Genomic DNA, 18,356 nt, shown 5'->3' on the forward strand with positions numbered 1-18,356 from the left:
ATAACAAATTGATAAGGTTCTATAAATAGAACGGATATTTTTTTATTATTAAGAATCTAGTACTTTCTCTTACTATGAGTGTACTAGATTCTTTTTTTGCAACTTTAAAGAACTAGACCAATTTTTGGTTTTTAGATTTTTGTTGACAAGTACCTACTTTTAATTGTATGATTATTTATGTTTCTACGGAATATATTTACAAAGGAGGTATATAGACCAATATCGGATAGCGCCAGACCTGAACGTTCAGGTGACGAGGAGAGAGCTTATCGAAGATTCGGCGGGTGGCTCTAGGGACTGCACTCTACAGATAACAAAGAAAAACTAATTGTGAAGTTAGAACAAAGCGGTTATCACGCAGGTAGAAACATATAATGGGATTTGCTAGTTAAACAGGACCTAGTAAATACAGAATTTCAATTGGAAAGTAGGAATTAGCATTATGTGTGGAATTGTCGGAATGATTGGAAAAGAAAATGTCACGGAAAGTTTGATTCAAGGATTAACAAAATTGGAATATAGAGGTTATGATTCTGCTGGGATTTGTGTGAATGATCAAAGCCAACAGCCCCATGTAGTTAAGGCAGTTGGGGGCATTGCCGATTTAGCAGCAAAATTAACGCCAGAAATCGATGGAACAGTTGGTATTGGTCATACTCGTTGGGCCACTCATGGCGAACCAACTGTCGCCAATGCACATCCCCATGTTTCAAGCGATCAACGCTTTGCATTAGTGCATAATGGTGTCATTGAAAACTTTGAAGAATTAAAAGAACAATTTTTAAGTGGTGCTCACTTAATTGGTGATACAGATACTGAAATCGTCGTTCAATTAATTGCTCATTTTGCTGAAAATGGTTTTTCAACAAAAGATGCTTTTAAAGCGGCTTTAGCCGAAATTAAAGGTTCATACGCTTTTGCATTAATGGATAAAATGGACCCCAATACTATCTACGTAGCGAAAAATAAAAGCCCGTTACTTATCGGTCTAGGTGAAGGCTTTAATGTTATTTGTAGTGATGCGATGGCGATGATTAAAGAAACCAATCAATTTGTTGAGATTGTTGATGGTGAAATTGTAACTGTTACAGCGGACAAAGTAGTAATCGAAACGCCAGAAGGACAAGTAATCAACCGAGAACCTTTTGAAGCGCAATTAGATTTAAATGACATTGAAAAAGGAACATATCCGTTTTATATGCTCAAAGAAATTGATGAACAACCTGCAGTGATGCGCAAAATTGTTCAAGCGTATACTCAAGGTGAAAAAGTGACTTTAGATGAGGCGTTACTTGAAAAAATTAATCAATGTGACCGAATTTACATTATTGCTTGTGGGACAAGTTATAATGCAGGTTGGGTCGGAAAATCTTTAATTGAAACGATTGCCAGTATTCCTGTGGAAGTTCATTTATCAAGCGAATTTGGCTACAACATGCCTATTTTATCTGAAAAACCGTTCTTCATTTTCTTAAGTCAAAGTGGTGAAACGGCAGATAGCCGCCAAGTACTGGTACAGGTTAATGAATTAGGGCATCCATCACTTACATTAACAAATGTTGCTGGCTCAACATTATCACGTGAAGCGGACGATACCTTGTTATTACACGCAGGACCAGAAATTGCTGTTGCTTCCACCAAAGCTTATACTGCTCAAATCGCTGTCTTAGCTATTTTAGCAAAAGCAATTGGTGAAGAACGCCAAACATTAGCGGCCGTCTCATTTGATGTGGCTCACGAATTGAGCGTGGTAGCAGCTGTCATGGAAACCTTGATTGATGAAAAACAACAAATGAAAGCCTTGGTGGAAGATTATCTGACGTATACTCGAAATGCCTTCTATATCGGGCGAGGAGTCGACTATTATGTGTCGATGGAAGCGGCCTTGAAGTTGAAAGAAATTTCCTACATTCAAGCAGAAGGCTTTGCGGCAGGTGAATTGAAGCATGGAACGATTGCCTTAATTGAAGAAGGAACACCTGTGATTGGGATTGTGACAGATGCCAAAGTCGCAGCCCATACAAGAGGCAATTTAAAGGAAGTCGAAAGTCGTGGAGCAAGAAATATTGTGATTGCTTTGGAATCCTTGGCAAAACCACAGGACCAACTGATTATTCCAGATGTTCATCCGTTACTTTCTGCCTTAGTTAGCATTGTTCCAGGCCAATTATTAGCGTACTATGCAACCTTACAAAGAGGCTACGATGTTGATAAACCAAGGAACTTAGCCAAAAGTGTAACTGTTGAGTAAATCAAGAACCTGAGAGAAAGATGTTCAACAGGTTTTCATAAGTTTTAATATCTGAGACAAAAATCTAAAGTGATTCTTGTCTCAGATATTTTTTATAAAAGAAAGATATTCAGTCAAAAATGAAAGATTCCAAAGAAATTCTTTTTTTCCGTTGAAAACTGTTTGCATTTTAGCAAAATTAGATATAATTAATAAGAACCGAAAAATAAGAATTAGCCAGTGAGGTAACTTTGTTTGAAAGAAAGCAAAAAGTAGGTTAAGCTGAAAAGTGCTAATTTATTTAACAAAAAAAGATTGTGAGTTGTTTGATATGGATCAGTTTAGTACATTAACTGAACAAGAATTTACTACCTTTGCAATGACACATCCTGCAGGTAACTTTTTAGAAACACCCGAAATGAAACATTTATTGGAACGACGTGGCTGGCATTGTGAATACGTTGGCGTCAAACGAGAAGGCCAACTAATTGCTGCGTGTATCCTAAGCAAGAAAAAAGTCAAAATTGGTTATGCTTTCGACATTGACGGCGGAATTTTGATGGATTATACAGATAAAAAATGTGTAGAAGCCTTTTTCACAGGCTTAAAAAAATATGTGAAAAAAAATGATGGCCTTTATTTAACCTTTACTCCAAATAAACAAATTTGTTTACGTGATTTTAATGGCGGTGAAGTTGAAAAGGTCAATCAAGAAACATTTGACTATTTCACATCAATTGGTTTTGAACACCAAGGATTTGATGTGCACAATTTTGATGGCGCGCCACGTTGGCTGTTTGTCAAAGATATGGCTGGATTAACAGAAGAAGAGCTTTGGAAATCTTATGGAAAAGATGCTAAATATGATATCAAGAAAACATGGGAATACGGAGTAACAACCCGAGAACTTCGTTACGAAGAGCTACCTCTCTTTAAGAAATTAACGGAAGAAACAAGTGCACGGCGTAATTTTGAAGATAAGGATTTAGCTTATTACCAAGCTGTTTATGAAGAGTTTGGCGAACGAGCGAAATTTATGGTGGCGGAACTAAACTTTGCTACTTATTTAGAAAATCTTCATGAGAAATTACGCAAATTACAAGAGACGCTCAACGAAGTCAATGAAGCGTTAATTGCCAATCCTAAAAGCCGTAAAAAAAATAACCAGAAACGTGAATTTGAAGATGAAGTTCGTACCGTGCGCAAACGGATTGACGAGGCTAAAGAAATGAAAACATCAGATGAACCTGAAATTTTAGCAGGTGCCTTATTCATTGTTCATCCACAAGAAGTTGTTTACTTGTTTAGTGGTACGTATGAAAAATATAAACAATACTATGCACCGTATTTAATTCAACATAAAATGTTAACTTACACAGTAGAAAATAACATTCCCAAATATAATTTTTATGGCGTTGACGGTGTCTTTGATGGAAGTGATGGGGTTCTTAAATTCAAACAATCCTTTGGCGGTCATGTCGAAGAATTAATGGGCAATTTCCAATGGAAAGCCAAACCAATGAAATATGCCTTATATCACGCATTAAAAACAATTAAAGAAAAAGTCTAAAATTAAAACCCAATCCTTAAAAAGGAATGGCAAAGTGAGGCGTTTAAATGGAAAATCAAGTTGAGGTTATGACGTATGCACAGTTAAAAGAAATTATGCAGGCGTTAGAAGCAAACGAAGCGATTACAGAAGATACAAAGGTCTTTATTGATACAGGCTGGGATAGCGTGCAAGAAGTAGCACCAGATGCAGTCAGTATTGAAAAAGTTGCTAAATTCACAGTAGCAGATGTTTTAACAAACGAAAGTTTTGCTGGGTATAGTTTAGAGGAAAAGGCGGAGAAGATGAACGCTGAGGGCGACCTAGAAACGGCAATTATTATTCGTAATCTTTACTAAAAAAGTCCGTTTGAATAGTTAAAATCGAGGTCGGGACAGAACCGTTTAGCTCCGAGCAACGCGTAGTGTTGGTTCTGTTCCCGCCGGTTATCAGGTTTTGAGCCTGGAGCAAAAATCCAAAGTGATTTTTGTCCCAGGCTCATCTGCTTTAAATAAGAAATAAAGGAGGTTAGATATGAGTACCATTCATGAATTTCCCAAAAACTATGAACGTTTTATTGCACAAGGAGAAGAAGCACTTGTAGAACATAATCAGATCGCCGCTTTAGAAAATTTTCAACAAGCCTATCAGCTACAACAAACGCCGCCAGTAAACCAAAAAATTGTCCAATTATTGTTGGAAATGGGTGAAGCTGACGAAGCACTAGCATTGGCAGAAGCGTTCCAAGAGTCTTATTTTGAGAACCTTGAAACAGCGGCAATTTATATGCAAATTTATAGTCAAAGTCGTCGCTTTATTGAAGGGTATATTTTATTGAAGCAATTACTTCAAACTAAAAAAATAACGCTAGCACAACAAAAAACGTTAGAACAGCAATTAATGCAAGTGGAAGAGGCGTATCAACAATTAGAAACGCAGCAAATTCAAGCAATTAAAAGGAACTTGTTAGTAAGCGATCAATTGCCCGTTTATCAACAATTAGCGAACATTAAAACCAGTTTATATTTGCCTAAACCAGTATTTGTGGAAGTCGCAAAAGATTTAGTTATGAACCAAGCACTTAGTTATTTTGCTCGGGAATGGTTCATTGAAGAATTAGCACTGTTGCAATTTTCAGAACCACTGACTTTTCTTTGGTATGACAATCAGCCTCAGACAGTCTTACTAGAAGGAAAAACTGGACCGTTAAATACGCCGATCTATTCCGAAATTTGTACTGAACTTAGGAATCGTTTAGAAAATGATGATCCAATTATGTTGCAGCATTTGGAAGAAGAAATTCGGTTGCATCTTGCCTATTTGTATCCATTAGCAGAGACGGTTATTTCAGATCCAACTATCTGGGTCTTGGGTTATTTGGCAACCTACTATCCTGAATATATTGAAAAAGAATTGACTGAAGCAAAAGGCCATCAAATCGCTGCTGTTCAAAAAGTTCAACAGGCGATACGAACGGCTTTTACACAAATAATGCTTTAAAAAATGGCACGTCCTAAAAACGAGGACGTGCCATTTTTTCGGTTTCAGAAATTTGCTGAATCTGCTCTAATTGCTTTTCTTGACTGATTATTGCGGATAATAGAAAAAAGCAAGACAGAAATAAGTAAAAAGGATTCCTTGAATCAAGCAAATCACAACGAACAATGGCGTTGCTCCTGGAAAAGAATCAGAAATCCGTGTAATTAAAAATTCAACTAACCATAAAATCATTGAAAATAAAAATAATTTTTTCTGACGAGTTCTCATAGTCCGCAACAACCTTTCTGGTGATTTTCACTTCTCTATCATAACATAGAAAACGAGCTGTTTTTTCTCAAAAATTTTGTTACTTCATAAGAAAAATGGGAAAGAAACAAGTTTCAGGAAGTAATAAATGTACCCGAAAAGAATACTTAATCCATCTTAATCAAACCATACAGTCACGTTTATTGCAAAAGAAGTGTTTTTGGATGGAACAAATTATTTCATAAATACAAATATTTCTTTGTTGTTTGTATAAATGTCATAAAAGTGATTACTTACTACTTTTTGATTTTTAGACATATCCGTATCGGTCAGTGGTGCCATCTCTACTCCTAAATTCGATGAAGTATTGAACCAAACATAATTAGGGAAGTATAGACCGTCATTTGGTGGCACAATTTTTGAAAGAATTGGGTAGTTTCGACTTGTATTAGCATAAACAGTTGAATTTTTGAAAAACGTATTTAAATAAACTTTTTTTCGTTCGTTTGTTACAACATTTTTTAAATCATCTGTTAAAACAGCTGATTGGCGGTTGAATGCTTCTTTTTGATAGTTTAATGTGGAAGAATACACCAAAACAAATGATAAAATATAATAAGATAACAAGCTGGCCACAAGTAACGAAGTTAGATAAATTGCTTTCACTTGTCGATTGTTAAATAAACTTAACATGCTGATTGTAACGAAAACAGCAAATCCGTAAATATAGCGAGGCGCATCACCTGCGATATTTCTTGAATAGACAATAAAAATACCAAAACTTAAGAGAGAAGCAAGTCCTAAATACAAGATACAATAAAGGAAACTTAAGCCTAAGTTGATTTTGCTATTTGATAGATGACTAATAAAAAATAAAACAAGCAGTAGGAGCAGTAATAAAAGCCATAAACGATTACTCTGGTTCAATAGCTCTGAAAAATAATGGTAACTATTTTGATAAGCCACACTGGGAATATCGTGGAAACTTGGTAAGGCCTGACTGCCCCCAATGTTGTTTGTTGCGGAAGGTACAAATTTTAACTCGATAAGGTAGCTGACTATAGAAAGTAGATAAGCGATAGCAGCAAGTGCGACTTTTTTACAAAGAGCAATGAAATTTTCTCCAGCAAGTAACTGCTTGAAAGTAAGGAATAAGACGATAACTATATAAATTCCTGACGAGGCTTGGTAAGTATTAAACATAACAAACAGTGAAAAGACAGAAACCAAGAAAAACGTAAAAGAATTACGCTGCCACCAATAAAAAGGAAGAAACGAACAAAAAATACTCAATGCCATATAGGGACTATCAAACCTGAAACTAAGACATTGGAGGAACCAAGGATTGAGGCCAATTAAAGTAGCTACTAAAGAGGAACCCCAGCTAATTTTTTGGTCATTGATGATATAAATTGCCAGTATGCTTGTGAGAGATAAGATAAGACCTGTTAGAATCGGTGTGGTCAAGCCCAGATCTGTCAAATGACGACTTCCTTGAACAAACCATGAGAGAAATTCACTGCCCCAACGTGCGTAAGTCGTACCAAAATCTGTCATTCCAGCGACTTGGCGAGCATTATCATCTAAGTAAGGGAAATTGATAATGCCGATGGATAAAACTGCCACTTGATAAATTAAAATGATCAATAGAAGATAGGCTTTATTTTCAATACACCAATTCTTTAAATCAAATTTTTTTGATTCTGTAGGTAATTGTTTCATCATTGTACTCCACTCCAATAATTATTTAACAATTAAAATATACCATAACGAGTGGAATGAAGAAATTGCTTTTGTTATTTTCTCATCTTGACAGAACACTAAGGGTAGGCAAAACAAAAAAATCCCAACTCTTTATTAAAGAGTTGGGATTTTACCAAAAAGCCACCTGCCGGGCTTGAACCGGCGACCCCCACCTTACCATGGTGGTGCTCTACCAACTGAGCTAAGGCGGCACTTTCAAAGGCTAAACTAACTCGGGGATTGCAACGAAGTGAAACCCATAGAGTTCATTTTCAAAGGCTACACTGCGACGAGTAATCGTCAAAGTTCCTTTTGAAAAATCGTACAAATCTCGTGCACAAGAAATAGAATAACGTATAGACGAAAGTTTGTCAATTGCTCTTTCGTAAAAAAAGAAAAATGATTTTTTTCTAAGAAAAACTGTTGACAATCTCTTTTTTCTCTAGTAAAGTGTAAATCAACATCACAGATAACTATTCATTCGTTGAAGAGAAGAGTAAATTTTGATGACCTTCAAAAGAGAGTCCTGATTGGTGAAAAGGGACAAGGTTCAGAAAAGTTGAAGATGGCCTCTGAGAATAAATTGCTGATAAGTAAGCAATTTCGGCTAAGCACCCGTTACCATGTGCACCAAGTTAATAAAGACTTGGATAAGAGATGAGATATAAAGAATCAGTTATATTTCGAAAAAAGGTGGTACCGCGAATCATTCGCCCTTTACTAGCAAAACGCTAGTGAAGGGCTTTTTGCTGTGAATCACTACGACTGGCGCGAAGCGACAGAGTAGATGCTGTCTGCGATTACTCGACGCAGTATGGCCTTTGTAAGTGATGAACAGTACAAGATGACCGGAGGGCAGGTTGTGTCATTTGCACGAAAGTGTTCCTACGATTCTCGCCAAGGCTGTGATTCTCGTCACAGTCAAATCCTGTTGAGCACTACGACTGGCGCGAAGCGACAAAGTAGATGCTGTCTGCGGTTACTCGACACAGTATGGCCTTTGTAAGTGATGAACAGTACAAGATGCTTGAAGGGGTAGGAACTCTAGTCTGTTTGATTTTGAAAATAAACGAAAATCAGTTTAAAATGAATAGAAATAAAAAAGCAGTGATATAGTAAGTACAAGACTTGATTTGTCTAACAGAGAGCCTAGGTAGCTGAGAATAGGTGACAAAGACGTTTTGGAAAATGGCTATTGAGCAAGCGCTCCGAGTGTTAAACACAAGGCGGCGACGGGTGCTCCCGTTATCGAGCTAGGGTATCGAACATATTGTTCCGTACTTGAAAAGGGAATTTGTGTGAGCAAATTCTGAACATGAGGTGGTAACACGCAAAAAAGCGTCCTCAACGATACAACTCGAGTTGTGTCGTTGAGGATGCTTTTTTCTTTTTTATGAAAAAAATGCAGGTTGGTAAGAATGAAGGGGGATAAAGAATGATTGAACTAAAAAATATCAGTGTGACATTTCAACAAAAAAAACAAGAAATTCAGGCTGTCCAAGATGTTTCTTTGACAATTGATAAAGGGGATATCTACGGAATCGTTGGTTATTCCGGTGCTGGAAAAAGTACGTTAGTACGGGTAATTAATTTATTGCAACGACCAACAGCGGGCACCGTTATTATTAACAAAGAAAATATTTTAACTTTTTCTAAAAAGGAATTACGACAACAACGAAAAAAGATTGGAATGATTTTTCAACATTTTAATTTGATGAAAGAGCGGACCATATTTAGTAATATCGATTTTTCATTAAAATATTCTGGGCTAAGTAAAAGTGAACGGCGTCAAAAAATCAGCCATTTATTAGAGCTAGTTGGACTAAGTGAAAAACGGGACGCTTACCCCAGTCAACTATCAGGAGGGCAAAAACAGCGGGTTGCGATTGCCCGCGCTTTAGCAAATGATCCTGAAATTTTACTTTGTGATGAAGCGACGAGTGCGTTAGATCCAAAAACAACGGGACAGATTTTAGCTTTGTTAAAAAAGTTAAATCAAGAACTGAACTTGACGATTGTCTTAATCACCCATGAAATGCAAGTGGTTAAAGAAATTTGTAATAAAGTCGCGGTGATGGAAAATGGCTGCGTTGTCGAATCAAACGATATTGTTTCGATTTTTAGTCAACCCCAACAACCTTTAACCAAAGATTTTATTCGGACAGCAACTCATATTGATCAAGCATTAACCACGATTCTTGAACATCCTAAATTAGCTGACTTAGATAAAAATCAAGAATTAATTGAGTTTTCTTATGTGGGAGATCAAACGAACGAGCCATTAATTGCACAATTGTATAGCCAATATCAGGTGTATACGAATATCCTTTATGGCAATGTCGAAATTGTTCAAAATGTTCCTATTGGCCATTTAATTGTGGTGCTTTCTGGTGATGAGGCCCAGCGTCAACAAGCCCTTGCTTATTTAGCGAAACAAGGCGTGCGAACCAATGTTTTGAAAACCTATCAGCAAACGAAGAAAAAGCAGAATTTACAGGTGATTTAAAAAAGGAGTGAACTGAGAATGTATCAATTATTTGAGAAATATTTTCCGAATGTTGTCCAATTAAAACAAGAGTTTCTTCAAAGTACATGGGAAACAGTATACATGGTTTTTTGGACAGCCTTGATTGCTGGTGTGTTAGGAGTCTTGTTGGGTGTCGTGCTTGTCAGTACTGGCCCCAGTGGTGTTTTGAAAAATCCACCCCTGTATAGTGTCTTAGAAAAAATTATTAATGTTTGCCGCTCTATTCCTTTCATCATTATGCTCGCACTGATTCAACCATTAACACGAATTTTGGCAGGAACGACAATTGGTACAACCGCAGCGTTAGTCCCATTAGTTATTGGCGTAATCCCGTTCTTCGCGCGCCAAATTGAAAATGCGTTATTAGAAGTGGATCCTGGCGTTATCGAAGCGGCAGAAGCTATGGGGACGAGTCCCTTAGGGATTATTTTTCGGGTTTATCTAATTGAAGGGTTACCAAGTATTATTCGTGTTTCAGCGGTGACAATTATTAATTTAATTGGATTAACAGCCATGGCAGGAGCGATTGGGGCTGGTGGTCTGGGCAACTTAGCGATTACTCGAGGCTACAATCGCTTTCAAACCGATGTGACATTTATGGCCACGTTAATTATTTTAATTATGGTATTTATCAGTCAAGCCATTAGTAATCAATTAATCAAAAAAACATCACATTAGAAAAAGGAGAAATGACAAATGAAAAAATTTAGTAAATTAATTGGACTTATTGGGGTATTAGCTTTTACGATTGCAGGTTGTGCATCGGGGACTGCGAAGGATACTAAGACAGAAACTGTTAAACTAGGCGTTGTAGGAACAAAAAACGATGAATGGGAATCGGTCAAAGAGCGTTTGAAAAAGAAAAATATTGATCTACAATTGGTAGAATTTACAGACTATACGCAACCAAACGCAGCATTAGCAGAAAAAGAAATTGATTTAAATGCCTTTCAGCATCAAATCTTTTTAGACAATTACAATAAAGAACATGGGACGAAATTAGTATCAATTGGCAATACAGTCAATGCACCATTGGGAATTTACGCTAATAAATTGAAAGATATCACGAAAATTAAAGACGGCGGAGAAATTGCTATTCCTAATGACCCAACGAATGGTGGGCGGGCGTTAATTTTATTACAAACTGCAGGACTGATAAAAGTTGATCCTGCGAAACAGCAACTACCGACTGTCAGTGATATTACTGAAAATAAACGCCAATTGAAAATAACTGAATTAGATGCTACGCAAACAGCGCGTGCTTTACAAGATGTCGATGCTTCAGTGATCAATAGCGGCATGGCTGTCGATGCTGGGTATACACCAGATAAAGATGCAATTTTCTTAGAACCTGTAAACGAAAAAGCGAAACCTTATGTGAACATTGTCGTGGCCAGAGAAGAAGATCAAGAGAATAAACTTTATCAAAAAGTTGTAGAAGAATATCAACAAGAAGAAACGAAAAAGGTCATTGCAGAAACATCAAAAGGCGCCAATGTTCCAGCCTGGGAAACATTTGGTAAAAAATAAAGGAGGCATTTATAATGAGTACAACAACGATTCAAACAATCCAAGAAGCTATTGCTACAGAAAAGGAATGGATAATCCATTTAAGACGTCATTTTCATCAATACCCTGAAGCAAGTTTAAAAGAATATGAAACGATTAAGCGAATTAAAGAAGAACTACTAGCCTTAGCTATTCCTTTTGTAGAAGTAGGGGAAACGGGTGTTTTAGCAACCATTGAAGGAGGTCTTGGCGCTGGCAAAACGATTTTGTTACGTGCAGATATTGATGCGTTGGAATTGCCAGATGCAACAGGTGCTGCCTATGCTTCTAAAAATCCAGGACTCAATCATGCTTGTGGACACGATGGTCATGCGGCAGCATTGCTAGGTGCAGCTAAAGTGCTCAAAAAACATCAGGATACCTTTTCAGGAACGGTTAAACTGGCCTTCCAGCCAGCTGAAGAAATTGGTGCAGGCGCTCGACAATTTGTGGAAGGAAATTATTTAGAAGCAATCGACCAAGTGTTTGGGATTCATTTAGATTCCAGTGTGCCGGTCGGAAAATTAGTCGCTACCAAAGGTGCCACCAACGCCTCTTGTGATATTTTTAAAATTGAAGTCAGTGGTCAAAGTAGTCACGTCGCCCAACCACAGAATGGCCGGGATGCTGTTTTAGCAGCGGCCAGTATCGTTGTGGAATTACAAAAAATTGTAGCTCGCGAGATTGATCCTTTAGATTCTGTCGTAGTAGGAATTGGCGTTTTACAAGCAGGAACACGCTATAATATTGTAGCAAACCAGGCAACCATTGAAGGTACTGTTCGAACATTTAGTCAGGAAACGCGCCAATTTGTTTTACAACGAGTCGAAGAAATTGCCCATGAAATTGCCCAGTCTCATCGCACAGAAATTGCTGATTTTTCTGTTTATGCGGCAGCGAATCCATTAATTAATGAAGAACAAGCAACCAACCGTGCACAGCAGGTAGCCAGTGAAATTGTTGGTTTTGAAAATGTTGTGACCGATCATCCTAAAAGTTTAGGGGCGGATGATTTTGCTGATTACTTAGCGGTAATTCCTGGTATCTATGGACGGGTCGGTTCACGAAACCCTGAAAATCCTGCTACCCATTTTGGACACCATCATGAACAATTTGATATTGATGAACGTGCCTTACTTTTAGCAGCAGAGTACCACGTACGCTATGCATTAAACTATTTATCAGAATAATAGGGATAGGGAGCCGACAAAATGATGGTTTGTGGGCTCCTTTCGTTATAAACCAACGTGGCTTGCTTTCTTGTCATTCTATGGTAGAATACAAGCATAAGAAAGGTGATTCACATGTTTTTTGTTTTAACTGATAAATTAACAAGAAAAGTAGCTCCCGATAGTTTAAGAACAGATGAAGCACTGTTGTGGAGCCGAGCAATTAATTTCTTCATCGCTTGATAGGACATTTTTTGACTAGAAAAGCTAGTCTTATTTGAGTGTACGTACAAGCGGTTGTCGGGATTTCTGTCAGGATGGACGACGTGCAGACGTGGTTCTTTTTTTGTTGTCCCAAAATAATCAGTTAACAAGAAAGAAGTGACGAAAATGAGTATTTTAACTATTGAACATTTAACGCATCGATTTGGCGAAAAGGTCTTGTATGAAGAGACTTCATTGCAAGTGAATAAAGGGGATCATTTAGGCTTAACTGGCCAAAATGGTGTCGGCAAATCCACCTTAATTAAAATTTTAACGGGGGAAGTATTGCCAGACGAAGGAACGATTCAGTGGCAAAAAAATTGTAAGATTGGGTACTTGGATCAGCACGTTTCTGTAGAACAATCACTAACGATGGTTGATTTTTTGAAACAAGCCTTTCAAGAACTTTTTGATAAAGAAGCGAAACTGACAAAACTTTATGAAGAATACAGTCAAACGGCTTCGGAAAAACTTTTAGAACAAGCAGGCAAGTTACAAACAGATTTAGATGAAAGTAATTTTTACCAAATCGACACGATTATTCAGGATTTAGCCAATGGGTTAGGACTACAAGCAATTGGTTTGGATAAAAAGTTAGGGGAGCTAAGCGGTGGTCAACGTTCAAAAGTGATTTTAGCAAAATTATTGTTAGAGGCCCCTGATGTGTTACTTTTAGATGAACCCACCAACTATTTAGATGATACACATATTCAATGGCTTGTTCGCTATCTGAATAATTTTGAAGGAAGCTTTCTATTAGTCTCCCATGATTATCAATTTTTAAATGAAGTGACGAATTGCATCGCAGATATTGAGTTTGGCAAATTAACCAAATATACTGGAAATGTAGAAAAATCTTTTGCACAAAAAGAGCAGAATAAACAAACCTATTTGAAACAGTATCAGGCCCAACAAGAAAAAATTGAAAAAATGGAAGCCTATATTCGTAAATACAAAGCTGGAAATCGAGCAACGATGGCTAAAAGTCGACAAAAACAATTGGACCGGTTGGAACGATTGACTCCGCCAGGTTCCTTGACTAAGCCAGCGATTGAATTTCCTTATCAAGGGTTAGTTGCAACGCAAGCACTAACGACCCAGAAGTTAGTTGTCGGCTATCGGGAACCTTTGTTAGAACCGTTAGATTTAATGGTTCATGTCGGTGAAAAAGTCGCATTGAAAGGCTTTAATGGGATTGGCAAATCAACATTAATTAAAACATTGACGAAAGTGATTCCTTCATTAGATGGAGAATTTCATTATCCGCTGAATACAAAAATTGCTTATTTTACCCAAGACTTAGCGTGGCCTAATGAGCAGTTAACGCCGCTAGACTATTTATCAGATCGTTTTCCAGATACAACGATTAAAGAGCGAAGAAGTCATTTGGCTAGAGCAGGTTTACCAGATAAGTTAGCAATGCAGTCGTTAGCCCTGTTAAGTGGTGGTGAGCAAACAAAAGTAAAACTAGCGGAACTAATGATGCAAACAAGTAATTTGTTATTTTTAGATGAGCCAACCAATCATATTGATGAAGCGGCCAAAAAAAGTTTACAAGAAGCAATTCACGTTTACCCAGGAACGGTTTTTCTGGTTTCCCATGAAGCAGATTTTTATGAGGAAATTGTGGATCGAGTAATTGATATTGAGGAATTAGTTAAATAAAGAAGAAAGAACCAAGTTGAGGGGGAGTCAACTTGGTTCTTTCTTCTTTATTATTTATTTACTCATTAAGCCATCATGGATTTTTGTTAAATTCCAGTTCATCATGCTGTAGTACGTATCGCCTTCTGTTCCTTCTTTGGCAAGAGAGTCTGTGAAAAGTGTATCGTAAATTGGTCGTTTCACTTCTTTTGAGACCCGTTCCATACTACGTTTATCGACACTGGTTTCAACAAATAACACAGGTGCTTTTGATTTCTTAATGGTATCAATAATCGTGGTCATTTGTTCAGGTGTTCCTTGACTTTCTGTGTTAATTTCCCAAATATAAGCGGCATTTAAATCATAAGCTTTGGAGAAATATTTAAAGGCACCTTCACTTGTAACTAATAATTTTTTATCATCAGGAATATCAGCGAATTTAGCTTTGGCTTCCTCATGTAGTTTGCTAAGTTTTTCGGTATAATTTTTCGCGTTTTCTGTATAGAAATCTTTATTTTTTGGATCTTTTTCTACTAACACGTCACGAATGTTTTCTACATATTTAATGCCATTTTCAATGTCTAACCAAGCATGCGGATCTTCTGTTTGTTCTTGACCGGCACTTGTTAAATATTGTGGCGTAACATTTTTGCTTGTAGAAAAGTAATCTTTATTCTCAACTTTTTTGGCCGTTTTCATTAATTTGTTAAACCAGCCATTTCCGCCTGTTTCTAAGTTCAAGCCGTTAAAGAATAAAATGTCCGCTTCAGAAGCTTTCGCAATGTCTTCTGGTAACGGTTCATATTCGTGAGGGTCTGTCCCAATTGGCACAATACTATGCAGCTCAATTTTGTCTTGCCCAACATTTTTCACTAAATCGGATAAGATCGAGTTCGTTGTCACAATTGCTAATTTTTCTTTCTTTTCAGCGGCTTGATTCCCGCAAGCAGCTAACGTTAACCCTGCTAAAAATGTTAAAAAAAATAAACTAAATTTTTTCATTCGTTGATTCCTCCATTTCTTTCTCACGGTTTACAAATACTAGGCCTTTCTTTGGTGAGAAAAAGAAAGCCAATAAAAAGAATAAGGCGGCGGTTAAAACAATCGTCGCACCAGAAGCTAAGTTATAAGAATAACTAAAGAATAGGCCAATCACTGAACTTAAAATCCCAAAAGTAGAGGCTAAGCCAATCATTGTCGGTAAGTGATTTGTTAATAGATAAGCTGTTGCCGCTGGCGTAATCAGCATGGCAATGACTAAAATAGTTCCGACGGTTTGCAAAGAAGAAACAGCGACTAATGTTAGTAAAAACATCAATGCATAGTGGAAAAATTGAATATTTAAACCATAGGCCTGAGCCATTGTGGGATCAAAAGAAGTGAGTTGCAACTCTTTATAAAACAATGCCACAAAAATCAAAACAATCACGCCGACGACACAAGTAATTAAAATATCGGTATCTGCGACCGCTAATACATTTCCAAACAGAATATGATATAAATCGGTGGAACTTTTTGCAAAAGAGATAAAAATAATCCCTAAAGCAAAAAAAGAGCTAAAGACAACACCAATGGCAGTATCATTTTTTAGTGGACTTTTTTGGGTAATAAAGCCGATTGATAATGCAGCTAATAAGCCAAAAATAGAAGCGCCAAAAATATAATTGAAACCAAACATATAAGAAACAGCGACCCCTGGTAAAACAGCATGTGAAATCGCATCACCCATCAAAGACATCCCACGTAAAATAATGAATGAACCAATTACCCCTGAAATGAGTCCGACAATTACAGACGTCAAAAGGGCATTTTGTAAAAATTGATAACGGAATAAACCATCAATAAATGCAGCAATCATTTTGCAACCCCCTGTATTAATAAATCACCTAACAAATCACCGTATGCTTCTTGGAGCGTTTCTGCAGTAAATGTTTGTTCAACAGGACCCGCAGCAATTAGCCGGTTTTTCAAAACGATTAATTCATCAAAATAGTGGGACACTTTGTGCAAATCATGGTGAACAATGATAATCATTTTACCTTGATTTTTTAATGATTTGAGAATATCCATAATCACTTTTTCACTAGACATATCAATGCCGACGAAAGGTTCATCTAAAAAAATCACCTCAGCACCTTGGGCCAAAACACGAGCGATAAACACACGTTGTAATTGGCCACCAGAAAGTTCGCCAATCTGGCGTTGCGCATAGTCTTCTAATTGCACCATTTTTAATGCAGCCATGGCTGCTTGCTTTTCTTTCTTTCCTGGGCGTTTTAATAGTCCCAAGTTTGGATAGGTTCCTAGCAAGACCGTTTCAAAAACGCTAATTGGGAAACTAAGATCCAAGGCGCTACGTTGTTCTACATAGGCAATGGTTGTTTTTTGTTGGTCAATCGCTTGATTATTTAACAAAACATCACGTTCCTTTGTTTTAATCAAGCCTAATAACCCTTTAATAAATGTTGACTTTCCAGCACCATTTGGTCCGATAATTCCAGTAATTTTACCGGAGGGAATAGTAACGTGGATATTATTTAAAGCGGTCCGTCCTTGATATTGAACGGTTAACGCTTGAACAGCTAAGTTAAAGCTTTTTCTCATGAAATTCCTCCTTTTTAGGTTTGCCTTAAAATCAGTATAAGGGATAGTTTAAGAAAATGCAAATAATTTTTAGGCGCACCTAAATACAAGCGCTTTTTTCACAAAGAAAACCGTTTCTTTCAATAAATTAAGGAGGATTCCATGATTTTTATGACAAAAAATGGTAGAATATGAATGAAAACGACTATTATTTTATATTGACGGAGGATATCATGACCGAAAACTATCAAGATGACACCTTACGCATCTTCAGTTTAAATGCAAATCGACCACTTGCTGAAAAAATCGCAGCATCAGTAGGAACAGAATTAGGAAAAAGCACCGTGCGCCAATTTAGTGATGGCGAAATTCAAATTAATATTGAAGAAAGTATTCGTGGCGATCATGTCTACATCATCCAAGCAACGAATGCTCCTGTAAATGATCATTTGATGGAATTGCTTATTTTAATTGATGCATTAAAACGTGCTAGCGCAAAAACAATTAATGTTATTTTGCCTTACTATGGTTATGCTCGCCAAGACCGCACAGCGAAACCAAGAGAACCCATTACTGCGAAATTAGTTGCTAATATGTTGGTAGAGGCAGGCGCAACACGTTTGTTGACATTAGACTTGCATACTGTTCAAGTCCAAGGATTTTTTGATATCCCAGTAGATAATTTATTTACAATGCCTTTGTTTGCTCATTATTATCGTCAACAAGCATTAGTAGGGGAAGAAATTGTGATTGTTTCGCCTAAAAACAGTGGCGTTCAACGCGCACGTAGTTTATCGGAGTACTTAGATGCGACCTTAGCAATTGTCGACCATGAAGAGATTGATGGGGTGCGCCAAGAAGGTTACGTTATTGGGAATGTCGCTGGGAAAAAATGTATTCTTGTTGATGACATTTTGAATACTGGTCAAACGTTAGCCACAGCGGCGGAAGTTTTAATGAAAAATGGTGCGCAAGAAGTGTATGCTTGCGCCTCGCATGGTTTGTTATCAGAAGGCGCAAAAGCAACCTTAGAAAATGCGCCGATTAAGGAAATTAGTATTACTGACTCTGTTTATACGACAGCAGACCGCCAACCAGCAACCTTGAATATTATTTCTTGCGCTGAGTTAATGGGGGAAGCGTTACTTCGTATTCATGAAAATAAACCAATGAGTCCATTATTCCGTTTAGAACCAAAAGGAGAATAAGTGATTCCTTAAACTAGAAATAGGTCTAACAACTTTAATAGTGTTGGGCCTATTTTTCTTATCTCTTTAATAAATAGAAGAGAAAGTATTCTGATTTTGTGTTTTAAGCTTTTTATGCTAGAATAACGCCAGAACATAAGGAAAG

Annotated in this window: 15 protein-coding genes, 1 tRNA gene and 2 other annotated features; of the genes, 10 read left to right on the forward strand and 6 right to left on the reverse strand. The window is 37.1% G+C overall.

What is annotated here, in order from left to right; genetic code table 11:
- Positions 1–442: 442 nt before the first annotated feature.
- The 4 genes from glmS to IGK86_RS05595 all read left to right on the forward strand — a co-directional run bounded on the left by glmS (position 443) and on the right by IGK86_RS05595 (position 5,279).
- A complete protein-coding gene (gene glmS / locus IGK86_RS05580; protein WP_002356940.1) occupies positions 443–2,251 on the forward strand; it encodes a glutamine--fructose-6-phosphate transaminase (isomerizing) in 1,809 nt (602 codons plus the stop codon).
- A gap of 310 nt (positions 2,252–2,561) precedes the next feature.
- Complete coding sequence (locus IGK86_RS05585) at positions 2,562–3,800, forward strand: aminoacyltransferase (RefSeq protein ID WP_002362084.1); 1,239 nt, start codon at positions 2,562–2,564, stop codon at positions 3,798–3,800.
- A gap of 47 nt (positions 3,801–3,847) precedes the next feature.
- A complete protein-coding gene (locus tag IGK86_RS05590; protein ID WP_002359936.1) occupies positions 3,848–4,138 on the forward strand; it encodes a hypothetical protein in 291 nt (96 codons plus the stop codon).
- Between the two features lie 175 nt (positions 4,139–4,313).
- Positions 4,314–5,279, forward strand: coding sequence for a hypothetical protein (locus IGK86_RS05595; protein ID WP_016617564.1), 966 nt, complete (start codon positions 4,314–4,316; stop codon positions 5,277–5,279).
- 87 nt (positions 5,280–5,366) lie between these two features.
- Here IGK86_RS05595 and IGK86_RS05600 read toward each other — a convergent pair whose 3' ends face one another.
- The 3 genes from IGK86_RS05600 to IGK86_RS05610 all read right to left on the reverse strand — a co-directional run bounded on the left by IGK86_RS05600 (position 5,367) and on the right by IGK86_RS05610 (position 7,480).
- Complete coding sequence (locus IGK86_RS05600; protein ID WP_002383739.1) at positions 5,367–5,546, reverse strand: hypothetical protein; 180 nt, start codon at positions 5,544–5,546, stop codon at positions 5,367–5,369.
- A 213-nt stretch (positions 5,547–5,759) separates the two neighbouring features.
- On the reverse strand, positions 5,760–7,250 hold the full coding sequence (locus tag IGK86_RS05605; RefSeq protein WP_438742143.1) for a glucosyltransferase domain-containing protein: 1,491 nt from the start codon (positions 7,248–7,250) through the stop codon (positions 5,760–5,762).
- Positions 7,251–7,407: 157 nt separating this feature from the next.
- Positions 7,408–7,480, reverse strand: a tRNA-Thr gene (locus IGK86_RS05610).
- Positions 7,481–7,743: 263 nt separating this feature from the next.
- Positions 7,744–7,989 (forward strand) — a binding site (T-box leader).
- Between the two features lie 377 nt (positions 7,990–8,366).
- Positions 8,367–8,617, forward strand: a binding site (T-box leader).
- An 86-nt stretch (positions 8,618–8,703) separates the two neighbouring features.
- Between IGK86_RS05610 and IGK86_RS05615 the strand changes: the two genes are divergently transcribed.
- The 5 genes from IGK86_RS05615 (at position 8,704) to IGK86_RS05635 (ending at position 14,441) form a co-directional block, all read left to right on the forward strand.
- Positions 8,704–9,774 carry a methionine ABC transporter ATP-binding protein gene (locus IGK86_RS05615; protein WP_010823798.1) on the forward strand — a complete coding sequence of 357 codons (1,071 nt, stop codon included), beginning with the start codon at positions 8,704–8,706 and terminating at the stop codon, positions 9,772–9,774.
- An 18-nt stretch (positions 9,775–9,792) separates the two neighbouring features.
- Positions 9,793–10,473 (forward strand): methionine ABC transporter permease, encoded by a 681-nt coding sequence (locus IGK86_RS05620; protein ID WP_002366918.1) that lies wholly within the window; start codon positions 9,793–9,795, stop codon positions 10,471–10,473.
- Between the two features lie 18 nt (positions 10,474–10,491).
- Positions 10,492–11,325 (forward strand): MetQ/NlpA family ABC transporter substrate-binding protein, encoded by an 834-nt coding sequence (locus IGK86_RS05625; protein ID WP_002401303.1) that lies wholly within the window; start codon positions 10,492–10,494, stop codon positions 11,323–11,325.
- A gap of 14 nt (positions 11,326–11,339) precedes the next feature.
- On the forward strand, positions 11,340–12,533 hold the full coding sequence (locus IGK86_RS05630; protein ID WP_002364258.1) for an amidohydrolase: 1,194 nt from the start codon (positions 11,340–11,342) through the stop codon (positions 12,531–12,533).
- 369 nt (positions 12,534–12,902) lie between these two features.
- Positions 12,903–14,441 (forward strand): ABC-F family ATP-binding cassette domain-containing protein, encoded by a 1,539-nt coding sequence (locus IGK86_RS05635; protein ID WP_002401305.1) that lies wholly within the window; start codon positions 12,903–12,905, stop codon positions 14,439–14,441.
- A 54-nt stretch (positions 14,442–14,495) separates the two neighbouring features.
- On the opposite strand, the gene IGK86_RS05640 is transcribed toward IGK86_RS05635, so the two are convergent.
- From IGK86_RS05640 to IGK86_RS05650, 3 genes are read right to left on the reverse strand one after another with little or no spacing between them, the layout of a single operon-like run.
- Complete coding sequence (locus tag IGK86_RS05640) at positions 14,496–15,422, reverse strand: metal ABC transporter substrate-binding protein (RefSeq protein WP_002425954.1); 927 nt, start codon at positions 15,420–15,422, stop codon at positions 14,496–14,498.
- Positions 15,409–16,278 (reverse strand): metal ABC transporter permease, encoded by an 870-nt coding sequence (locus tag IGK86_RS05645; RefSeq protein WP_002369145.1) that lies wholly within the window; start codon positions 16,276–16,278, stop codon positions 15,409–15,411. The genes IGK86_RS05640 and IGK86_RS05645 overlap by 14 nt, the downstream gene beginning before the upstream one ends.
- On the reverse strand, positions 16,275–17,024 hold the full coding sequence (locus IGK86_RS05650) for a metal ABC transporter ATP-binding protein (protein ID WP_002360005.1): 750 nt from the start codon (positions 17,022–17,024) through the stop codon (positions 16,275–16,277). Before IGK86_RS05650 ends, IGK86_RS05645 begins: the two co-directional genes overlap by 4 nt.
- Positions 17,025–17,236: 212 nt before the next feature.
- On the opposite strand from IGK86_RS05650, the gene IGK86_RS05655 reads away from it, so the two are divergent.
- On the forward strand, positions 17,237–18,211 hold the full coding sequence (locus IGK86_RS05655; RefSeq protein ID WP_002362076.1) for a ribose-phosphate diphosphokinase: 975 nt from the start codon (positions 17,237–17,239) through the stop codon (positions 18,209–18,211).
- Positions 18,212–18,356: the final 145 nt, after the last annotated feature.

The sequence above is a fragment of the Enterococcus sp. DIV1206 genome, assembly GCF_051712485.1.
Taxonomy (GTDB): Bacteria; Bacillota; Bacilli; order Lactobacillales; family Enterococcaceae; genus Enterococcus; species Enterococcus faecalis.

Bases quoted from the DNA above. Each gene is read 5' to 3' on its own strand.
- IGK86_RS05615 (WP_010823798.1), top strand. From the start codon at position 8,704: ATGATTGAACTAAAAAATATCAGTGTGACATTTCAACAAAAAAAACAA.
- IGK86_RS05605 (WP_438742143.1), bottom strand. From the start codon at position 7,250: ATGATGAAACAATTACCTACAGAATCAAAAAAATTTGATTTAAAGAAT.
- IGK86_RS05640 (WP_002425954.1), bottom strand. From the start codon at position 15,422: ATGAAAAAATTTAGTTTATTTTTTTTAACATTTTTAGCAGGGTTAACG.
- IGK86_RS05590 (WP_002359936.1), top strand. From the start codon at position 3,848: ATGGAAAATCAAGTTGAGGTTATGACGTATGCACAGTTAAAAGAAATT.
- IGK86_RS05585 (WP_002362084.1), top strand. From the start codon at position 2,562: ATGGATCAGTTTAGTACATTAACTGAACAAGAATTTACTACCTTTGCA.
- IGK86_RS05620 (WP_002366918.1), top strand. From the start codon at position 9,793: ATGTATCAATTATTTGAGAAATATTTTCCGAATGTTGTCCAATTAAAA.
- glmS (WP_002356940.1), top strand. From the start codon at position 443: ATGTGTGGAATTGTCGGAATGATTGGAAAAGAAAATGTCACGGAAAGT.
- IGK86_RS05595 (WP_016617564.1), top strand. From the start codon at position 4,314: ATGAGTACCATTCATGAATTTCCCAAAAACTATGAACGTTTTATTGCA.
- IGK86_RS05650 (WP_002360005.1), bottom strand. From the start codon at position 17,024: ATGAGAAAAAGCTTTAACTTAGCTGTTCAAGCGTTAACCGTTCAATAT.
- IGK86_RS05625 (WP_002401303.1), top strand. From the start codon at position 10,492: ATGAAAAAATTTAGTAAATTAATTGGACTTATTGGGGTATTAGCTTTT.
- IGK86_RS05645 (WP_002369145.1), bottom strand. From the start codon at position 16,278: ATGATTGCTGCATTTATTGATGGTTTATTCCGTTATCAATTTTTACAA.
- IGK86_RS05630 (WP_002364258.1), top strand. From the start codon at position 11,340: ATGAGTACAACAACGATTCAAACAATCCAAGAAGCTATTGCTACAGAA.
- IGK86_RS05635 (WP_002401305.1), top strand. From the start codon at position 12,903: ATGAGTATTTTAACTATTGAACATTTAACGCATCGATTTGGCGAAAAG.
- IGK86_RS05655 (WP_002362076.1), top strand. From the start codon at position 17,237: ATGACCGAAAACTATCAAGATGACACCTTACGCATCTTCAGTTTAAAT.
- IGK86_RS05600 (WP_002383739.1), bottom strand. From the start codon at position 5,546: ATGAGAACTCGTCAGAAAAAATTATTTTTATTTTCAATGATTTTATGG.